Consider the following 16,509-nt stretch of genomic DNA (forward strand, 5'->3'; position numbering starts at 1 on the left):
GACGATTCGCCCGCCCGGCGCAGCCGAACACGCGGACGGTGCGCTCTCCGCACAGGCCCGGGACCTCCGGGGGACAAGCCGGGGGAGAACCCGGGGGGACATGCTGGGGGACAAGCCGGGGGAGAGCGCGGGGGAGAGTCCGGGAGACAACCCTGCGCGCGCCCCCGGCGGGCCGGTCCGGCAGGCATCTCGGCAGGCACCCCGGGAGACGATCACGGGCCCGGGTCACGGGCCCGTGATCGTCTCCCGCGACCCGGTCCGCCTCAGGTCGTCGGGACCGCCGCCAGCTCCGCGAGCACCGCCGCCGTCTCGGCCGGCCGGGAGAACATCGGCCAGTGCCCGGTCGGCACCTCGCGCAGCTCCCACTCCGGGCCGCCGAGCGCCGCGAAGTACGGGTGGCCGGCGGCGATCATCGCCCGGACCTGCTCCAGCGGGAGGGAGCACGAGACCAGGCCCTTCGGCAGCTTGTCCGCCCGGCCGGTCAGCCGTACCGGTTCGCTGACCGTCCCGGCCGGCTGGTCGGTGGCCAGTTGGCGGAACCGGGCGAGTCCGGCCTCGTCGATGCCGTCCACACTGGCCCCGCCGGAGGCCAGGACGTCCCAGGCGGGCAGTGGCAGCCGCCAGCCGTCGACCAGCGACGCCTCCAGCGCCGCGCGGTAGGCCGGGTCCCAGAGATCGTGCAGGGCGATGCCGTCGGCGAGCGGGCCGGAGTCGACGAAGACGACCCGCCGGATGCGCTCCGGCACGCGGTCGGCCGCGCCGGAGACGGCGATCGTGCCACCGCTGTGGGCGACCAGGACCACGTCCTGGAGATCCTCGCGGGTCAACAGGTCGGTCAGGTCGGCGATGTGGGTCTCGGCGCCGACCTCGGGCGAGGCCTCGCCGGCCCGCTCGGCGAGGCCGGTCAGGGTCACCGCGTGGACGGTGTGCCCGGCCGCGCGGAGGGTGTCGGCGACCGCGTCCCAGGCCCAACCGCCGAGCCAGAAACCGGGGACGAGTACGAAGGTGCTCATGGTGGATAGGTCCTCTCCGGGCCGGCCGTGCCGTGCTTGCATTCCTCGCGGTGCAGGCTGGTCCAGCCGTGGTTGTTGCGTTCCTTGACTTCCCTGCCGGGAGCGGCGATCGGCGAGCCGATGACACCCGCAGGCGCCCGCCGCTGGTTCGACCCTAGGATCGAATCCGGACAGGACGCGACCGGATTACCGGCCGGATCGGAGGAGTGCGCATGGACCACCCGGTCAGCCGGGTCCTCGCCCTGCTGGAACTGCTCCAGGCCCGGCCCGGACTCACCGGCCCCGAGCTGGCCGAACGGCTGGACGTGGACGAGCGCACCGTCCGCCGCTACACGGCACGGCTGGTGGACCTCGGCATCCCGGTGCAGGCCGAGCGCGGCCGGTACGGCGGTTACCGCCTGCTGCCGGGCTACCGGCTGCCGCCGCTGATGCTCACCGGGGACGAGGCGGCCTCCGTCGTGCTCGGGCTGCTCGCCGGTCGCCGGTCGGGGCTGTCGGTGGGGGAGGAGGCCGCCGAGTCGGCGCTCGCCAAGATCCAGCGGGTGCTGCCTCCGCGGCTGCGCGAGCGGGTCGCGGCGGTGGAGCAGACGCTCGGGCTGACCTCGGCGCCCGCGTCCGGCCCGAACCCGGACGCGGCCGCGCTCTTCACGCTTGCCGAGGCGGCCCGCCGCCGGCGCCGCGTCCGGCTGTCCTACCGGGACCGCGAGGGGGCGGCGAGCGACCGCGAGTTCGACCCGTACGGGCTGGTCTTCCACTCGGGCCGCTGGTACACCACCGGGCTGGACCACCGGAGTGGTGAGCTGCGCACCTTCCGGCTGGACCGGATCCGGTCCGCCGAGCAGGGCGAGGCCGGCTTCGAGCCGCCGGAGGGCTTCGACGCCGTCCAGCGGGTGGTGGAGTCGCTGGGCTCGGTGCCGTGGACGCACGAGGTGGAGGTGGTGCTCACGACCACCCTCGCCGAGGCCCGGCACCGCATCCCGCCGGCGGCCGGGAGCCTCGCCGAGACCGCGGACGGCCGAGTCCTGCTGCGGGCCCGCGCCCAGGACCTCGCCGGGTGCGCGGTGATGCTGGCCGGCCTTGGTTGGCCGTTCACCGTCCGCCGCCCGGACGCCCTGCGCACGGAGGTGCGCGCCCTCGCCGCCCGGCTCACGGAGTGGACCGAGGACGCCCCCTGAGCGGGAGGCCCTGAGCGGGAGGCCCCTGCCCAAGGGACCCTCCTGCCCAGGGGACACCCATGCCCAAGGGACACCCCTTCCCGGCGCGCCCCGGTCCGGCGCAGGCCCAGCAGGGCGGGCCGGTCGGGCGGCGGGCTCCCCGTCAGTGCACCGCCGGCGCCAACTCGTCCGCATCGCCCGGCCGTTCACCGGACGCTGCCCCGGTTCCGGGTTCGCGCATCAGTCGCTGCGGGCGGCGGACCAGCAGGTAACCGACGCCCGCGAGGGTGACCAGGCCGACGCCGAGGACCGCGGCCCACACCTGGTACCAGGGCGCGCCGGGCGGCGCGAGGATGGTGCGGGGCCAGCAGATGTTGACCACCTCCAGGCCGGTCCAGAGCACCGCGAGGACGTTGATCACCGTCCCGGCGCGTCCGTACGAGACCGCGCCGGACGGCCGCCAGCCGTCGCGCAGCCGGGCCAGCACGGCGGCCAGGCAGAGCAGGAAGAACGGCAGGAAGGTGGCGGCGGTGCCGAAGGTGATCAGGCTGCCCATCGCCGTGGACTCCAGCCCGAGCGGCAGTGCGGCCGAGCTGACCAGGGTGGCCGCGACGAGGCCGCCGATCGGCGCCTTGTGCCGGTTGACCCGGCGGACCTGCGCCGAGAACGGGAAGACGCCGTCGCGGGCCAGCGAGTAGAGGCCGCGGGCGGCGCCGCCCTGCGAGGCCATCAGACAGGCGGTGAACGAGACCAGGACGACCACCACGAACGGCTTGGCCGACCAGTCGCCGAACCCGGAGGTGACGGCGGTGGTGACCGGGTCGAGGTCCTCGCCGCGCACCACGGCGGCCGGGTCCGGGTGGGCCAGTTCGACGGCGACGGCGTTCAGGACGACCACCACGCCGACGCTCAGCAGGGCCCACCACATCGCCCGCGGCACCTGCCGGGCGGCGTCCTTGGTCTCCTCGGCGGTGGAGACGCAGGCGTCGAAGCCGATGAACGCCCAGCCGCCGACGGCGACCACGGCGAGGAAGGCCGCGCCGGTGGAGACCCCGGCGGTGGCGGGCGCGTCCAGCAGGTCGGTGAGCAGGCCGAAGCCGTGCTGCCGGAAGAAGAGCAGCAGCGCGAAGCCCACGACCACGGAGGCGATCGCCTCGGCGGCGATGCCCAGCGAGACGAACCGGCGCAGCAGGTTGATGCCGTAGGCGTTGACCAGCGTGCAGGCCAGCATGAACGCCAGCGAGACGAACACCAGCTGCGCGGGTGTCGGAGTGAGTCCGAACAGGGCGAAGAACCACGGCGAGGCCAGGTAGGCGACGGTGGTGTTGGCGAACATCACCGCGAACTGCCACATCCAGCCGGTCAGCCAGGCGAAGGTCGGCCCGGCGAGGCGACGGCTCCACTGGTAGGCGCCGCCGGCCAGGGGCCACTGGGAGGCGAGCTCGGAGTAGACCGCCACCACCAGCATCTGGCCGATCAGGCAGACCGGGAGCGCCCAGACCCAGGCGCCGCCGGCCACGCCGATGCCGACCTGGCTGACCGCGTAGAGGCCGACCACGGGGGAGACCACGGCGAAGCCCATCGAGATGTTGCCGAGGACGCCGAGGCTGCGCTTCAGCTCCTGCCGGTAGCCGAGCGCGGCGAGCCGCTCGGCGTCGGTACCCGCAGCCCTGCCTGCGCCCGCACCCGCACCCGCACCTGTGCCTCTGCCTGTGCCTGTGCCGGCGCCCGCATCTCCAGCCGGGCCCGTACCCGTGCCCGGACCTCCAGCCGCAGCCGTGCCCGTACCCGTGCCCGGACCTCCAGCCGTACCTGGGTCCGTGCCGGGGGTCCGGGAGATCCGGGATCTTGCGGGGTTCTCGGTCATGGGCGTCCACCTTGCCGTCGTCCGTGGCCGGCCCCGGAGAGGGACCGCCGCAGAAAACTAACTTTGTTAGTCAGGGACGGTAGCCCGCCACCCCGGGGCAGCGGAAGGGCCGAGACCTGCCTGTAATAACGTGAGCCGGAAACCGTGGGCGACACGGCCGGCAGTGAGGGGCGACGAGCGTGGGACGACCGAGCAGGGCACTGCTGAGCAGGGAGATCATCGCCAGGGCCGCCCTCGACACGGTCGACGAGCAGGGGCCGGACGGTCTCACCATGCGCGCCGTCGCCGACCGCCTGGGCGTGAAGGCGGCCTCGCTCTACAACCACGTGAGCGGCAAGGACGAGTTGATCGACGGGCTCGCCGAACTGGTCAACGCCGAGATCGACCTCGGCCCGCTCGCCGTCACCGAGGCCGTCGGGTGGCGGGCCGGCATCACCGCCTACGCGCGCGGTTACCGCGCGGTCTTCCTGCGCCACCCCAACACCATCGCGCTGCTCGCCCGTCGCAGGGTCGGGGCCGAGCGTCAGCTGCTCGGCTACGACACCCTGCTGGCCGCCCTCGGCCGGGCCGGCCTCGCGCCGGCCGACGCCGCCGAGACCGCGGCCGCACTCGACTACCTGGTGCTCGGCTCCGCGCTGGAGACCTTCACGGCGGGCTTCACCCGACCCCCGGCCGAGTACCGCCCCCGCTACCCCGCCCTCGCCGGCGCCCTGGAGGCCTCCGCCGAACGCGGCGGGCCGGGTGCGGGTACGAGTGCGGCCGGGCTGGACGAGCGGGGCTTCGAGCTCGCCCTGCGCCTGCTCCTCGACGGCCTCGCGGCCCGTCTGGCGTCCCCCTCCTGAGACGCCGAACCGGGGCCGCCCCGCCCGGCCCGGCGTGATCCGGCCGAGCGCCATCTGGCCCGTGCGATCCGGCTCGGCGCTATCCGGCCCGGCGTGATCCGGCCCGGCGCTATCCGGCCCCGTGCACGCCGACGGGCCCGGGGCGTTGTCACCCCGGGCCTACCGCAGTGGAAGCCGTCGGTCCGTCAGATCACCGGACGGGGGCCGTCAGGCCTCGGCGGCACCTGCCTGCTCCGCCGCCACCTTGCGCTTGACCTCGGCCATGTCCAGCTTCCGGGCCTGGCCGATCAGGTCCTCGAACACGGCCTCCGGCAGCGCACCCGCCTGCGAGAAGACCAGCACGCCCTCGCGGATGATCGCCAGCGTCGGGATGGACTGGATGCCGAAGGCGGCGGCCAGCTCCTGCTGGGCCTCGGTGTCCACCTTGGCGAAGACGAGGTCCGAGTGGCGCTCGGCCGCCTTCTCGTACACCGGCGCGAACTGCCGGCACGGGCCGCACCAGGATGCCCAGAAGTCGATGAAGACGAAGTCCTTCCCCTCGTCACCGGGGACGATCTCGTCGAAGTTCTCCTTGGTCAGCTCGACCGTGCTGCTCATGTCGCGATTCCTGCCCTTCGGGAGGCGGCGGCTCAGGCCATGTGCCCGCGACAACCGCGCCCGCCCGCGCGCTATTCCGAAGAATCCCGGCCGCCCGTTGAGTACTCGGCCGCTCCCGTCCGTACTGGTGGGTGTCCGCTTCAGTGCGGTGTGCCGGAAGAGGCGCCCGCGCGTGTCCACGGGGGAGAACACCATGCACAGCAAGAGTCGTACCAGCCGGATCGCCGTGCTCGCCGCGTCCGGGATCGCCGCGGCCGCCCTGGTCGCCGGCTGCGGGTCGTCCGGCGGCGGCTCGACGTCGTCGGGCTCGACCTCCACCTCGACCTCCACCGCACCCGCGACGCCGAGCAGCCCGGCCAGCCCGAGCGCACCCGCCGGCACCGTCACCCTGCAGGCCGCCACCGACCCCAAGCTCGGCACCATCGTCACCGACGGCGCCGGCTTCACCCTCTACCGCTTCGACAAGGACACGGCCATGCCGCCGATGTCCAACTGCAACGGAAACTGCGCCTCGACCTGGCCGCCCGCCCCGGCGAACGGCGCGGCCACCGTCAAGGGCATCGACAGCAAGCTGGTCGGCACCGTCACCCGCGCCGACGGCAGCAAGCAGCTCACCCTGAACGGCTGGCCGGCCTACCGCTACGCGTCCGACACCAAGCCCGGCGACACCAAGGGCCAGGGCGTCGGTGGCATCTGGTTCGCGCTGACCCCGACCGGCGGCAAGGCGGGCGCCCCCTCTGGCGGGACGACGCCCAGCACCCCGAGCAGCCCCAGCAGCCCCAAGGCCCCGAGCAGCCCCGGCAGCGGCTACGGCGGCTACTGAGAGTCACTGGACAGTACGACGATGACGGTCCGGACCGGACGTGGAACCCTCGACCCGGAGGTGCGGGTGCGCGAAGATGGCGTCGTGACCGAGGAGCACCCGGGCGGAGGTGCGTCCGGCCGCGTCGCCGGCGCGCCGGACGAGGACCTCATGCGCGCCCTGTACCAGGAGCACGCGGGCCCGCTGTTCGGCTTCGTGCTCCACCTGGTCGCGGGGGACCGCCAGCGCGCCGAGGACGTCGTCCAGGAGACGCTGGTCCGGGCCTGGCGCAACATCCACCGGCTCGACCCGGAGGCCGGCTCCCTGCGGCCCTGGCTGGTGACGGTGGCGCGGCGGATCGTCATCGACGGCCACCGCAGCAGCCGGGCCCGCCCGCGCGAGGTGGACGCGGCGGCACTGGAGTTGCTGCCCGCCGAGGACGAACTCGACCGCGCGCTGCGGCTGATGACGATCTCGGAGGCGCTCGGTGACCTCTCGGAGGCGCACCGTCAGGTGATCGTCGCGACCTACTTCATGGGCCGCACGGTCAACGAGGCGGCCGCCGAACTCGGCGTCCCGGCCGGTACCGTACGGTCGCGGGTGTTCTACGCGCTGCGCTCGCTCAAGCTCGCGCTGGAGGAACGGGGAGTGACATCGTGACATCGTCCAAGCCCGGTCCTCCCGGGCCCACCGGCCCCGTCGGTCCGTCCGGCCCCTCCAGCCCCTCCGGTCCGTCCAGCTCCTCCAGCTCCTCCAGCTCCTCCAGCCCCTTTGGTCCCTTTGGTCCCTTTGGCCCCACCGGTCCCTCCGGCCCCTCCGGCCCCACCGGTTCCGAGCACGACCACGGCCCGGATGGCGGGCATCTGGATGTCGGCGCCTACGTCCTCGGCCTGCTCGAACCGGCCGAGCGCGCCGCCTTCGAGGAGCACCTCGCCGACTGCCCGCAGTGCGCCGAGCAGGTGGGCGAACTCGGATTCATGGAGCCGCTGTTGGCCGAGTACGCGGCCTCCGCCGAGGCCGCCGGCCTGGATCCGGCGGACCCCGCGCCCCGCCCGGACCCGCTGCTGCTGGACCGGCTGGTCGGCCAGGTCTCCGCCGTCCGCCGCCGGGGCCGGGTCCGCCGGCTGGTGCTGGTCGCCGCGGCGGCGGTCATGGTGGTGGCCGGCCCCGCCGTCACCGCGGTGGTGGTCACGGCGGACTCCACGCCGGGTGTCGTCGCCGTCGCCGCCCAGCAGTTCTCCGCCACCGACCCGACCACGGGCGCCCGGGCCACCGTCGGCGTCGAGGGCAAGACCTGGGGGAGCCAGGTCAGTCTGGAACTCTCGCACGTCCAGGGGCCGTTGGACTGCGACCTGGTCGCGGTGTCGCGCACCGGCGAGCGTCAGACCGTCACCACCTGGAGCGTCCCCGCCGCCGGCTACGGCACCACGGGCGCCGCCCCGGCCGCCCTGCACACCACCGGCGGGGCCGGGTTCCAGCCCGCGGCGATCGACCACTTCGAGGTCCGCACCCTGGACGGCGGCACACTCCTGGTCACCGTCCCGGCCCGCACCGCCTGAGCCGGCTGGTCACCGCGGCGGCCGCCCCGCCGCCGCGGTCCACAGCCAGTGCGGGTCCGGGGTCCCGGCGTCGGTCATGTGGTCCCGGCGCCAGAGCGCGGCCCAGTCGGCCCCGGCCACCGGCCGGACCCGGTGGTGCCGCCCGCACGGACACGGCCGCCGTACCCGCGCGCAGGCTCCGCACGCCTCGACGAACCCGTGCCCGGTCGACCGCAGCACCGCCGGCCGCTCGTCCCCGCAGGCCGGGCAGCCGGTGAGCGCCGCACCGTCCAGCAGGGCGCCCTGCCGCCGGACGTACTCCGGCAGCGGCAGCGGTGGATGACTGACGGGGTCGTGCAGCCAGGCGTCGTGCGGCGAGTCCCACCAGCTCGCCTCCCACCACGCCACCGGGCCGGCGGCCGTCCGCCGGCCCGCCCCCTTCTCCACCCGCCGCCGCGCCGTGTACCGCTCCAGCTGCGCCAGCCAGAGCACCCGCGCCTCGTGCAGCTCCTCGACCGCCCGGACCAGCGCCGGCGGGTCGGCCTCCAGCCTGCGCGGGATCCGCGCGCTCAGCGTCAGGTGGTGGTAGGTGGCTCGCAGCCCGTACGGCGCGAACCGGGTCAGGCACGTCCGCAGTGCGACGTGCCGCCGGTGCACCGGCAGGCCGCCGTCGTGGACGAGCCGGCGGTGGGTCAGGAAGCTGGTCACCCGCAGATCATGCCCGGCAGGTGCCCGGTCCCGCCCGGCTGTTTTTCGCTGCCGCCCGGCCGTGCCTGCTGCCGCCCGGCCGTGCCCGGTCCCGCCCGGCGGTTCCCTGGCCCCGCCGGGGGCGGTGCGCCCTCAGGCCAGGGTGAAGCCGAAGCCGTTGACGATCGGGGCCATCGGGACGTACAGCACCTGCCAGTGACCCTGCGCGCATGCCGGCGGCCGGCCACCGGCGATCTCGCGTTGGGTGACCGGATGTGGGCGCCGGGTGTCCGACGGGCCGGGCCGGGGCGGGGTGGGCGGACGACCGGCGCCTCGTCAGGCCTCCGGGGTGAGGTCCAGCGCACGGGCGAGGGCCGCCGTCAGCGGGGCGCGGTGGTCGGGCAGGTGCTCGGCGGCCCAGGTGTCGGCCAGCTCCAGGAAGGCGGCGAGGTCGCGCTCGGCCCCGGCGACCAGGCGGCGCAGCTCCGCGGCGGGCAGTTCGATCGCCGGGCCGTCCGGGGCGCCGACGTCGGGGACCAGCCGCACCGTGTCGCCCACGCGCTCGGCCGTCGGCATCGGGTCGTGGCCGAAGCCCGCGGAGCCCGCGCCGTCCAGCACCTCCAGCCAGTCCCGCCACTCCTCCAAGCCGTTGCAGCAGCCCGGGGTGAGGGTGACTCCGGTGGCGGTGTCGGTCACCCGGAAGCCGCCGTGGGCGAACAGGTGGTCCTTGACGAGGAGCCCGTGCAGGAGTGCGTCGACCGGATCGGCGGGAGGCGTCGGTCCGTCCTCCTCCTCGTAGTCGTCGGGGTCGTACGCGTTGCGGAGGGCGAGCTGGAGGACCGCCGTGCCGACGTCGGCAGCGCTCGTGTGCCCGCTCAGCGGCAGGAAGTCGTAAGGCCGGTGGGCACCGACCTCCCACAGGGTGAAGTCGGCGGGAGGGGCGAGGAGTTCCAGGACCGGCTGCATGAGGATCACCCGGGGATTCTGCCGCGGCAGCGGGCTCCGGCGCCTCCGGATTCCGTCCCACCGGCTCGGTTCGGGCTCACCGGCCGCCGGCTGCCGCGGACTACCGGGCGGCGGCCGCCCCGGCCGTGGCGACCGTGGCGATGCGGGTCAGGGCACGGGCGCAGAGGTGGGCGAAGAGGCGCTGGGCGAGGGGGAGGAGGGGGCCGGCGAGGCGGGCGTACCAGCTGCGGGGCCGGCTGAAGGCGTTGACGGTGAACCAGACGGCCTTGTCGGGGCCCATCTCGACGAGGAAGGTCTCCTCCCCGACGGCCAGGTGACCGCGCCGGGTGCCGTACGCGAAGCCGTAGCGGTCGGGGCCGTCGGCGGTCCAGATGACCCGGCAGGGGGCGGCGGCGCGCAGCGGGCCGATGCCGATCGCGCAGTGGACGGCGGCGCCGGGTGCGGCCCGGTCGGCGTCGGTGGTGATGCGGACGCCGGCGGCGCGGTGCATCCGCCAGTCGAGGACGGCGGTTCCGGCGGCCTCCAGGGCGGCGCGGCCGTGGCCGATCGGCGCGCGGTGGCGGAGGTGGTTGTAGCCGGCGGGGAGCGGGCGGCCGGGCGTGGTGCTGGCTCCGGTCTCGGGGTAGTTGAGGTCGGTGTCCCGGGGCGTGGTCATCGTGCGGCGTCCTTCGGCAGCGGGAGGGGGAACGGGAGGGGAAGGGGGCCCGTGCGCGGTGACGGGGCGAGCCGGTGCCAGGCGAGCAGGGAGCAGAGGGCGAATCCGAGCGCGTTGCCGACGCCGTGGGTCGCGGCCATCCAGGTGAGGGTGGGGTGGGGGAGTCCGGAGGCCTCGCCGAGCGCCCACCAGAGGGCGAGCAGCATGGTGGCGGCGAGGACGGCGGAGGCGGTCGCGAGCAGTGCGGCGGTGGTCCGGTCGGGGCCGGCGGTGCGCAGGTCGCGCCAGGTGATCAGGCCGACCAGCCACATGCCGGTGGTGAGCACGACGGCGCCGGCGAGTTCGGCCCAGTCGTCGACGAAGTAGCCCGCCAGGACGAGCAGGGTGCCGAGCGGCACGCTGAGCGCGGCGAACCGGGCGGCGGCGCCGGCCGGCCGGGCCCGGCAGACCAGTCCGGCGACCAGTGCGGCGGTGAACCCGGCGTAGTGGAAGTGCGGCACGGTGAGCGCGAGGATGTCGAGGTCGAAGCCGAACAGCTCGTGCCCGGAGCGTTCCGCGACGAGGGCGATCCCGGCCACCGAGGGGGTCGCGAGCGCGGTGAGCACGGCGACCTCGGCGGGTGCGAGCGAGCGGGTGCGGGCGAGCCGGAGCGGCGCGTGGGCGGCGACGGCGAGGGTGCCGAGCGCGTAGAGGACGGCGCAGCCGGTGGCGAGGCCGCCGCGTGGCAGCCAGAGCGAGAGGGCACCGGGAACGGCGGCCAGCGGCCAGAGGCTCCGGAGGCGGGCGAGGCCGGGTTCGTCGATCAGGGCGAGGCCGAGCGGGATCACGGCGCCCATGCCGAGCAGGACCAGGAGGTCCACCAGTTCCGTGGTGCCCTTGCCCATGACGACCGCCCTGCCCGAGGTGTTTTGAACGCGTTCGAACTCTGCGTCGGTGACTTTACGCCGCAGTGTTGAACGCGTTCAAGTCGGCCTTCGGGGTGCTGCCCCGCCGCTCCCGTCTGGTGTTCGCGCTGGGTGCGGCGCACCCTGGAGGAGTAACCGCTGGAGGTGATCCGCCATGCAGACTCTTGTCGGTTGGCACATCGAGATGGAGTTCCGCGAGGAGGGGCCGCGCACCGCAGCCGCCGCCCTGCTGCGGCTGAGCGACGGGTCGGAGCTGCGCGCGCACGGCTACACCAGTCGTCACCCGTCGGACCCGGAACAGCTGCGGGTCGGCGAGGAGATCGCGGCCGCCCGTGCGCTCAACGACCTCGCCTCGCAGTTGCTCACCAAGGCCCACGGCGAGATCCAGGAGGTCAGCCCGGTCCCGACCCACCCGCTGACGTGACGACGCCGGAGCGCGGCGCCGGCCCCGTCGGCCCCGCTTCCTCCGCCGGTCACACCGAATCCGCCGGCTACACCGAGTCCGCCGACCACGCCGAGTCCGCCGACCACGCCGGCCGCACGACCCCTGTGGCCCAGCTCCACCGGGGGCCGCGCATCCCGCTGCTCTGCCCGCGCTGCGGGCACGAGCAGCAGGTGGTGCCGGGCGACTCCGGGCGGGCGGTGATGGTCGTGCACGTCGGTACCGGCCGGGAGGCCTGCGAGCCGGGCGACCTCGCGAGGGCGCCGGAGAACGGGATCTGACGCCGGACGGGCGCGCCGCGCCCGGACACCCCGGCCCGCCCCGGACACCCCGGCCCTCGCCCTACGCCCCGGCCCGCGCCCGGAGACCCTGGCCCGCGCCCGGACACCCCGGCCGTGGCGGTTCGAGCACCGGCCGCTGTCGGCGCGGGCACCGGCCGTTCGGGCGGCGTCAGTTCGGGCAGTAGGTCGTGGGCGCCTGCCACTCCGGTCCGATCAGGCGCTGCTCCAGCTCGTTGAGCGTGATCCGGATGCCGACCGTCCCGGCCAGGCCGAGCCGGAAGCGGCTGCGGGCCAGGGCGATCAGCGCCTTCATGCCGTACTTGTTGATCAGCGAGGTGCGGTAGCGCGCGGTGGCGTCCTCGTCGCAGACGGCCGCACGGGCCGGGAGCTGGCGGCCGGTGGGGCGCCCGTGGGCGTCGCAGGGGCCGACCAGCACCTTGGGGTGGTGCCGGATGCGTTCGGCCTCGCCGGAGTGGGCGGGCGTCCAGATGCCGAGCGCCGTACCGTCGGCGACCACCCAGATCGGCGAGCGCATCTGACTGCCGTCCGCGCCGAAGGTGGTGAGCAGGAGGTATCTGCTGTCGGCGAGCTGGTCGGTACGGTCGTGCACGATGTCCTCCCTCGTCCGGGTAGGGCAGGGCCGGTGTCACCGGGCGCATCGGCGTTCCGCCGCTTCCGCGTCCCGGGTCTTCCGTGGGCCGGCTCGTCCGCGCTCCGGGCCGAAGTGGCCCCGGTCGCGCCTCCGTGGCCGTGGCCGCCGGCGGTCTCGTGGTGCTTCCCCGGCGACGGGCCCGGTGCTCCGGGCGCCCTCGCCGTGCACCCACGGGGACGGCCTGACGGGCGCGGGTCGGCGCACCGGCCGGGTGGGCGACTCCATTCTCGTCCACCGGGGCCGCCGGTTCGAGGGGTCGCGGCCGCGCGTGTCACCGGTGCGGCGCAGAAGGGGCGGACAAGCCCACCCGGACGGCGTAGTCGACGGGGCCGGCGGCAGGTGCGGACGGCCGGCCCGGCCGGCCCGGCCGGAGGCGGCCGCGCCGGCCCGCCCGGGTGTCGGAGCGGAGAACGGCGGACGGCCCGCCCGGTGTCGGAACACCGGACGGGCCGCCTCGCACCCTTGCGCGTACCCCGTGAGGGTCAGTGCACCAGCACCGGCACCTCGTTGCCGTCCACCGCGCCCGCACCCGAGCCGGAGACGGCCGTGGAGCCGCCGGGGCGGCCGGCGTTGATCAGGACGAAGGCGATCGCGGCGGCCGTCACCAGGATCCCGAAGGACCACCAGATCGCGGTGGAGAAGCCCTCCACCATGCCCTGGAACTGCACCGCCTTGGCCGCGGCCGGGGTGGTCGCGTCGTGGACGTGTGCGGCCAGCCAGGTCGCGGAGGCGCTGGCGGCGATGGTGTTCAGCAGCGCGGTGCCGATGGCGCCGCCGACCTGCTGCGAGGTGTTGACCATGGCCGACGCCACACCGGCGTCGCGCGGCTGGACGCCGTGCGTGGCCAGGCTCATCGCCGGCATGAACGCGGTGCCCATGCCGAGGCCCATCAGGATCAGGCCGGGCAGGATCAGCGCCGGGTAGGAGGTGTCCAGGCCGATCTGGGTGAGCAGCAGCATGCCGATCGAGGCGACCAGGAAGCCGGGCGCCATCAGGAAGCGGGCCGGGACCCGGGTCATCAGCCGGGCGCCGATCTGGGTGGAGCCGGTGATCATGCCCGCCACCATCGGCAGGAAGGCGACGCCGGTCAGGACCGGGCTGTAGCCGAGCACGATCTGCAGGTAGTAGGTCAGGAACAGGAAGAGACCGAACATGCCGATCACGGCCAGGCCCAGCGACAGGTAGACCCCGCCGCGGTTGCGGTCGAGGACGACCCGCAGCGGCAGCAGCGGCGCCTTGACCTTCCGCTCGACCAGGACGAACGCGCTCAGCAGGACGCCGGCGGCGACGAACAGGCTGATCGTCACGCCGGAGGACCAGCCGTCCGACTCGGCGCGGGTGAAGCCGTAGACCAGCGAGACCAGGCCGAGGGTGACCAGCACCACGCCGGGGATGTCCAGCCGGTTGCGGTTGCGGCCCCCGGCGGGCTCGCGGATCACCATCACCGCGCCGGCCGCGGCGACCACGGCGAACGGGATGTTGACGAAGAAGGTCCAGCGCCAGTTCATGTACTCGGTCAGCAGGCCGCCGAGGATCAGGCCGATCGCGCCGCCACCGCCGGCGATGGCGCCGTAGATGCCGAACGCCTTGGCGCGCTCCTTGGCCTCGGTGAACGTCACGGCCAGCAGCGACAGCGCGGCCGGGGCGAGCAGTGCGCCGAACGCACCCTGGAGGGCGCGGGCTCCGAGCAGCATGGCGGTGTTGGCGGCCGCGCCTCCGAGTGCGGAGGCCAGTGCGAAGCCGGTCAGGCCGACCACGAAGGTGCGCTTGCGGCCCCACAGGTCGGCGATCCGGCCGCCGAAGAGCAGCAGCCCGCCGAAGGCCAGCGCGTACGCGGTGATCACCCACTGGCGGTTGCCGTCGGTGATGCCGAGGTCCTTCTGGGCGGACGGCAGGGCGATGTTCACGATGGTGGCGTCGAGGACGACCATCAGCTGGGCGAGCCCGATGAATATCAGTGCCTTCCAGCGCCTCGGATCGGGCTGGGTGTCGGGCAGGGCGTCGGTTTTTGGCATGGGGGTACTCACTTCACGGTGCGAGGTGTACGGATCAGGGGTGGTCTTTGTGCGAAGAATTTCGGTGCCGGTGCTGGTGAACCGGCGCGCGCAGGCTCGTGCCGGCGCGGATCACCGTGGATCGGCGCGGACGGTCCGGGCGGTCGTCGTGGCTGGGTGCCGGCCGCCGGGGCGGCCGTGGGTCAGTGGTCCGTGTGGAAGTCCTCGAAGGTCGCGGCCCGGCCGGGCAGGGCCGAGCGGGCGGGCGCCCGCATGCCGTCCAGGAACAGCTGCAGGTGCCGGTGGACGAACTCCTCCAGGAGCTGGCAGGAGGTGTCCGGCAGCGGGCGGGTGAGCTGGCTCATCGCGATGAACAGGTCGCCGTGGTCGACGTCCGGCCGCAGTTCGCCCGCCTGCTTGGCGCGTTCCATCAGGTCGCCGACGACGGCCGTCAGCCGCTGGCGGACGTCCACCAGGTCCGGGTCGTTCAGGTCGATCCGGTTGGTGAGGATCGGGCACAGGGCGCCGACCTTCTCTCCCACCGTCGCGTGCGCGAACCGCTGGAGGGCGTCGAACGGGCCGTCGCCCTCCGCCTCCGCCGTCTCGGCGAGGGTCAGGATGCGGTTCTTGACGAGCAGCGCCACCTCGCGGATCAGCGCGGTGCGGTCCGGGAAGTTCCGGTACAGCGTCGCGTTGCCGACGCCCGCCCGCTTCGCGATCTCGTCCAGCGGCGCGTCCGCGCCGTGCTCGACGAAGGCGTCCCGCGCCGCCAGGACGATCCGCTCACGGTTGCGGATCGCGTCAGCGCGCAACTTGGGCGTGCGGACGGGCTCCGCGGTGCGGACCGGCGTGGTGGCGGTGGTGCTGCTCACTGCGTGCTCCTCCCAGCATACCGGGGATGTTTTCCCCGCTTAGACCTACACAGGAGCAAACGGGGATTCAGTCCCCGGAAATTTCGGCTTCGCGTGTGACCTGCGTCACATCTCGCCGGAAGGGCGGGAGAGGTTCCCCTCCAGCCGGCCCAGCAGTCGGATCAGCTCGGCCTGCTCGGCCTCGTCCAGCCCGGCCAGGGTCACCTGCTCCAGCTCCCGCCAGGCCTGCGCGACCTGGTCGCGCAGTGCGCAGGCCGCCGCCGTCGCCTCGACCAGCACGGCCCGCCGGTCGTTCTCGCTGCGCCGGCGGCGGACGAAGCCGGCCTGCTCCAGGCGCTGCACCATGCGCGTGACGGTGGAGGCGTCGACCGCGAGCTGTTCGATCAGTGCGGCCTGCGGCTGTGACCCGCCGTCCCAGAGCAGCATCATCAGCAGCTCCTGGCCGGCGTGCAGCCCGTGCGGGCGCAGCAGCCGTTCGGCGGTGGCCCGGTGCAGGCGGGCGACCCGGGCGATGGCCTGGCTGGTGCCGCCGGCGTCGGCCAGGGGCTGGTTCTGGTGGGCGCTCACCCGGTGATTGTACGCGCAAGAGGGTGGCCTGCCGCTCCTCGGTGTTCCTCCGGATTCCCTTGCGTTGGGAGGGGTTCAGGCGTTTACTTGGCCGCGCAAGCATTTACTTGGCCGGACAAGCAGTGTGCGGCCGGGATGACCACGAGGGAGAACGGCCATGCGGGTCGTCAGTCAGAGCGTGCGCGTCAACGAGCCGGGCGAACGGCTGCGCCTCACCCGGGACGACGTCTGGGCGGCGCTGGAGCGGAAGGCCGAGAACGCGGTGCCGTTCGTCGCCGCGATGGACGAGTGCACCGTGCTGGAGCGGACCGCGAACGGGCTGGTCCGCGAGGTCGTCTTCCACGGCGAACGGGTGCGCGAGGAGGTCGTCTTCCATCCGAAGGCCAGGGTCAGCTTCCTCCGCAACGACGAGCGGGGCGCCTGGGTGATCCACAACGACATCGAGGAGGACGGGGACGGTCTCGCGCTCACCTTCCGCGGCGAGCTGCAGCTCGGCGACGGGCCGGACGAGGACGCCGCCGCCGAGCGCATGCGGTCCGGCTATCTGCGGGCCCTGCAGGCCACCCTCCGGCTGGCCCGGGAGGCGGTCCGGGAGGCTCGGTGAGCGGCCCTGTCCGGCGGCCCGGAGTCGCTGCGGTCCGGGCGGCCCCGGCTGCCGGTCGGCGCGCCGGTTCC

19 protein-coding genes are annotated in these 16,509 nt (G+C 74.4%); 8 read left to right on the forward strand and 11 right to left on the reverse strand.

The window, feature by feature from the left end:
• Window positions 1-263: 263 nt before the first annotated feature.
• The gene (locus ACFC1F_RS14885; protein ID WP_376158441.1) at window positions 264-1,013 is read right to left on the reverse strand and encodes an alpha/beta fold hydrolase; all 750 of its coding nucleotides are present in this window, start codon (window positions 1,011-1,013) and stop codon (window positions 264-266) included.
• 212 nt (window positions 1,014-1,225) lie between these two features.
• Here ACFC1F_RS14885 and ACFC1F_RS14890 point away from each other — a divergent pair, with 212 nt between their 5' ends.
• Complete coding sequence (locus tag ACFC1F_RS14890; protein ID WP_376158443.1) at window positions 1,226-2,188, forward strand: helix-turn-helix transcriptional regulator; 963 nt, start codon at window positions 1,226-1,228, stop codon at window positions 2,186-2,188.
• 142 nt (window positions 2,189-2,330) lie between these two features.
• Here the strand turns inward: ACFC1F_RS14890 and ACFC1F_RS14895 are convergent, their stop codons facing one another.
• Window positions 2,331-4,034, reverse strand: a complete 1,704-nt coding sequence (locus ACFC1F_RS14895; protein ID WP_376158445.1) for an APC family permease — start codon at window positions 4,032-4,034, stop codon at window positions 2,331-2,333.
• Window positions 4,035-4,213: 179 nt separating this feature from the next.
• On the opposite strand from ACFC1F_RS14895, the gene ACFC1F_RS14900 reads away from it, so the two are divergent.
• On the forward strand, window positions 4,214-4,876 hold the full coding sequence (locus ACFC1F_RS14900; RefSeq protein ID WP_376158447.1) for a TetR/AcrR family transcriptional regulator: 663 nt from the start codon (window positions 4,214-4,216) through the stop codon (window positions 4,874-4,876).
• A gap of 207 nt (window positions 4,877-5,083) precedes the next feature.
• On the opposite strand, the gene trxA is transcribed toward ACFC1F_RS14900, so the two are convergent.
• Window positions 5,084-5,473: a thioredoxin gene (trxA, locus tag ACFC1F_RS14905; protein ID WP_209414553.1), complete on the reverse strand. Its 390-nt coding sequence runs from the start codon at window positions 5,471-5,473 to the stop codon at window positions 5,084-5,086.
• Between the two features lie 193 nt (window positions 5,474-5,666).
• Between trxA and ACFC1F_RS14910 the strand changes: the two genes are divergently transcribed.
• Genes ACFC1F_RS14910 through ACFC1F_RS14920 form a run of 3 tightly spaced genes read left to right on the forward strand, consistent with a single transcriptional unit; the run spans window position 5,667 to window position 7,834 of the window.
• Window positions 5,667-6,296 (forward strand): hypothetical protein, encoded by a 630-nt coding sequence (locus tag ACFC1F_RS14910; protein ID WP_376158449.1) that lies wholly within the window; start codon window positions 5,667-5,669, stop codon window positions 6,294-6,296.
• 21 nt (window positions 6,297-6,317) lie between these two features.
• Window positions 6,318-6,935: a sigma-70 family RNA polymerase sigma factor gene (locus ACFC1F_RS14915; protein WP_376158451.1), complete on the forward strand. Its 618-nt coding sequence runs from the start codon at window positions 6,318-6,320 to the stop codon at window positions 6,933-6,935.
• Window positions 6,932-7,834 (forward strand): anti-sigma factor family protein, encoded by a 903-nt coding sequence (locus tag ACFC1F_RS14920; protein WP_376158453.1) that lies wholly within the window; start codon window positions 6,932-6,934, stop codon window positions 7,832-7,834. The genes ACFC1F_RS14915 and ACFC1F_RS14920 overlap by 4 nt, the downstream gene beginning before the upstream one ends.
• Window positions 7,835-7,843: 9 nt before the next feature.
• Here the strand turns inward: ACFC1F_RS14920 and ACFC1F_RS14925 are convergent, their stop codons facing one another.
• The 4 genes from ACFC1F_RS14925 to ACFC1F_RS14940 all read right to left on the reverse strand — a co-directional run bounded on the left by ACFC1F_RS14925 (window position 7,844) and on the right by ACFC1F_RS14940 (window position 11,005).
• A complete protein-coding gene (locus ACFC1F_RS14925; RefSeq protein WP_376158455.1) occupies window positions 7,844-8,521 on the reverse strand; it encodes a hypothetical protein in 678 nt (225 codons plus the stop codon).
• A 315-nt stretch (window positions 8,522-8,836) separates the two neighbouring features.
• Window positions 8,837-9,466: a hypothetical protein gene (locus ACFC1F_RS14930; protein ID WP_376158498.1), complete on the reverse strand. Its 630-nt coding sequence runs from the start codon at window positions 9,464-9,466 to the stop codon at window positions 8,837-8,839.
• A 100-nt stretch (window positions 9,467-9,566) separates the two neighbouring features.
• Entirely contained in the window at window positions 9,567-10,121 is a 555-nt protein-coding gene (locus tag ACFC1F_RS14935) for a DUF1990 family protein (RefSeq protein WP_376158457.1), read from the reverse strand.
• A complete protein-coding gene (locus ACFC1F_RS14940; RefSeq protein WP_376158459.1) occupies window positions 10,118-11,005 on the reverse strand; it encodes a YndJ family protein in 888 nt (295 codons plus the stop codon). The genes ACFC1F_RS14935 and ACFC1F_RS14940 overlap by 4 nt, the downstream gene beginning before the upstream one ends.
• 175 nt (window positions 11,006-11,180) lie before the next feature.
• On the opposite strand from ACFC1F_RS14940, the gene ACFC1F_RS14945 reads away from it, so the two are divergent.
• Both ACFC1F_RS14945 and ACFC1F_RS14950 read left to right on the forward strand, forming a co-directional pair.
• The gene (locus ACFC1F_RS14945; protein ID WP_148645839.1) at window positions 11,181-11,450 is read left to right on the forward strand and encodes a DUF1876 domain-containing protein; all 270 of its coding nucleotides are present in this window, start codon (window positions 11,181-11,183) and stop codon (window positions 11,448-11,450) included.
• Complete coding sequence (locus ACFC1F_RS14950; protein WP_376158461.1) at window positions 11,447-11,749, forward strand: hypothetical protein; 303 nt, start codon at window positions 11,447-11,449, stop codon at window positions 11,747-11,749. Before ACFC1F_RS14945 ends, ACFC1F_RS14950 begins: the two co-directional genes overlap by 4 nt.
• A gap of 169 nt (window positions 11,750-11,918) precedes the next feature.
• Here ACFC1F_RS14950 and ACFC1F_RS14955 read toward each other — a convergent pair whose 3' ends face one another.
• The 4 genes from ACFC1F_RS14955 to ACFC1F_RS14970 all read right to left on the reverse strand — a co-directional run bounded on the left by ACFC1F_RS14955 (window position 11,919) and on the right by ACFC1F_RS14970 (window position 15,834).
• Complete coding sequence (locus ACFC1F_RS14955; RefSeq protein ID WP_346766401.1) at window positions 11,919-12,359, reverse strand: PPOX class F420-dependent oxidoreductase; 441 nt, start codon at window positions 12,357-12,359, stop codon at window positions 11,919-11,921.
• A 524-nt stretch (window positions 12,360-12,883) separates the two neighbouring features.
• A complete protein-coding gene (locus tag ACFC1F_RS14960) occupies window positions 12,884-14,416 on the reverse strand; it encodes an MFS transporter (RefSeq protein WP_209414568.1) in 1,533 nt (510 codons plus the stop codon).
• A gap of 182 nt (window positions 14,417-14,598) precedes the next feature.
• Window positions 14,599-15,267, reverse strand: coding sequence for a TetR/AcrR family transcriptional regulator (locus ACFC1F_RS14965; RefSeq protein WP_376158464.1), 669 nt, complete (start codon window positions 15,265-15,267; stop codon window positions 14,599-14,601).
• A gap of 105 nt (window positions 15,268-15,372) precedes the next feature.
• Window positions 15,373-15,834, reverse strand: coding sequence for a MarR family winged helix-turn-helix transcriptional regulator (locus ACFC1F_RS14970; RefSeq protein ID WP_376158466.1), 462 nt, complete (start codon window positions 15,832-15,834; stop codon window positions 15,373-15,375).
• 157 nt (window positions 15,835-15,991) lie between these two features.
• Here ACFC1F_RS14970 and ACFC1F_RS14975 point away from each other — a divergent pair, with 157 nt between their 5' ends.
• Window positions 15,992-16,438 carry an SRPBCC family protein gene (locus ACFC1F_RS14975; RefSeq protein WP_376158468.1) on the forward strand — a complete coding sequence of 149 codons (447 nt, stop codon included), beginning with the start codon at window positions 15,992-15,994 and terminating at the stop codon, window positions 16,436-16,438.
• Window positions 16,439-16,509: the final 71 nt, after the last annotated feature.

The organism is Kitasatospora sp. NPDC056181 (genome assembly GCF_042266225.1).
GTDB lineage: Bacteria > Actinomycetota > Actinomycetes > Streptomycetales > Streptomycetaceae > Kitasatospora.

What these genes read in the sequence shown, in the direction of transcription:
- ACFC1F_RS14885 (WP_376158441.1), bottom strand. Translation starts at nt 1,013, where the DNA reads ATGAGCACCTTCGTACTCGTCCCCGGTTTCTGGCTCGGCGGTTGGGCC.
- ACFC1F_RS14890 (WP_376158443.1), top strand. Translation starts at nt 1,226, where the DNA reads ATGGACCACCCGGTCAGCCGGGTCCTCGCCCTGCTGGAACTGCTCCAG.
- ACFC1F_RS14895 (WP_376158445.1), bottom strand. Translation starts at nt 4,034, where the DNA reads ATGACCGAGAACCCCGCAAGATCCCGGATCTCCCGGACCCCCGGCACG.
- trxA (WP_209414553.1), bottom strand. Translation starts at nt 5,473, where the DNA reads ATGAGCAGCACGGTCGAGCTGACCAAGGAGAACTTCGACGAGATCGTC.
- ACFC1F_RS14910 (WP_376158449.1), top strand. Translation starts at nt 5,667, where the DNA reads ATGCACAGCAAGAGTCGTACCAGCCGGATCGCCGTGCTCGCCGCGTCC.
- ACFC1F_RS14915 (WP_376158451.1), top strand. Translation starts at nt 6,318, where the DNA reads ATGACGGTCCGGACCGGACGTGGAACCCTCGACCCGGAGGTGCGGGTG.
- ACFC1F_RS14930 (WP_376158498.1), bottom strand. Translation starts at nt 9,466, where the DNA reads ATGCAGCCGGTCCTGGAACTCCTCGCCCCTCCCGCCGACTTCACCCTG.
- ACFC1F_RS14935 (WP_376158457.1), bottom strand. Translation starts at nt 10,121, where the DNA reads ATGACCACGCCCCGGGACACCGACCTCAACTACCCCGAGACCGGAGCC.
- ACFC1F_RS14940 (WP_376158459.1), bottom strand. Translation starts at nt 11,005, where the DNA reads ATGGGCAAGGGCACCACGGAACTGGTGGACCTCCTGGTCCTGCTCGGC.
- ACFC1F_RS14945 (WP_148645839.1), top strand. Translation starts at nt 11,181, where the DNA reads ATGCAGACTCTTGTCGGTTGGCACATCGAGATGGAGTTCCGCGAGGAG.
- ACFC1F_RS14960 (WP_209414568.1), bottom strand. Translation starts at nt 14,416, where the DNA reads ATGCCAAAAACCGACGCCCTGCCCGACACCCAGCCCGATCCGAGGCGC.
- ACFC1F_RS14975 (WP_376158468.1), top strand. Translation starts at nt 15,992, where the DNA reads ATGCGGGTCGTCAGTCAGAGCGTGCGCGTCAACGAGCCGGGCGAACGG.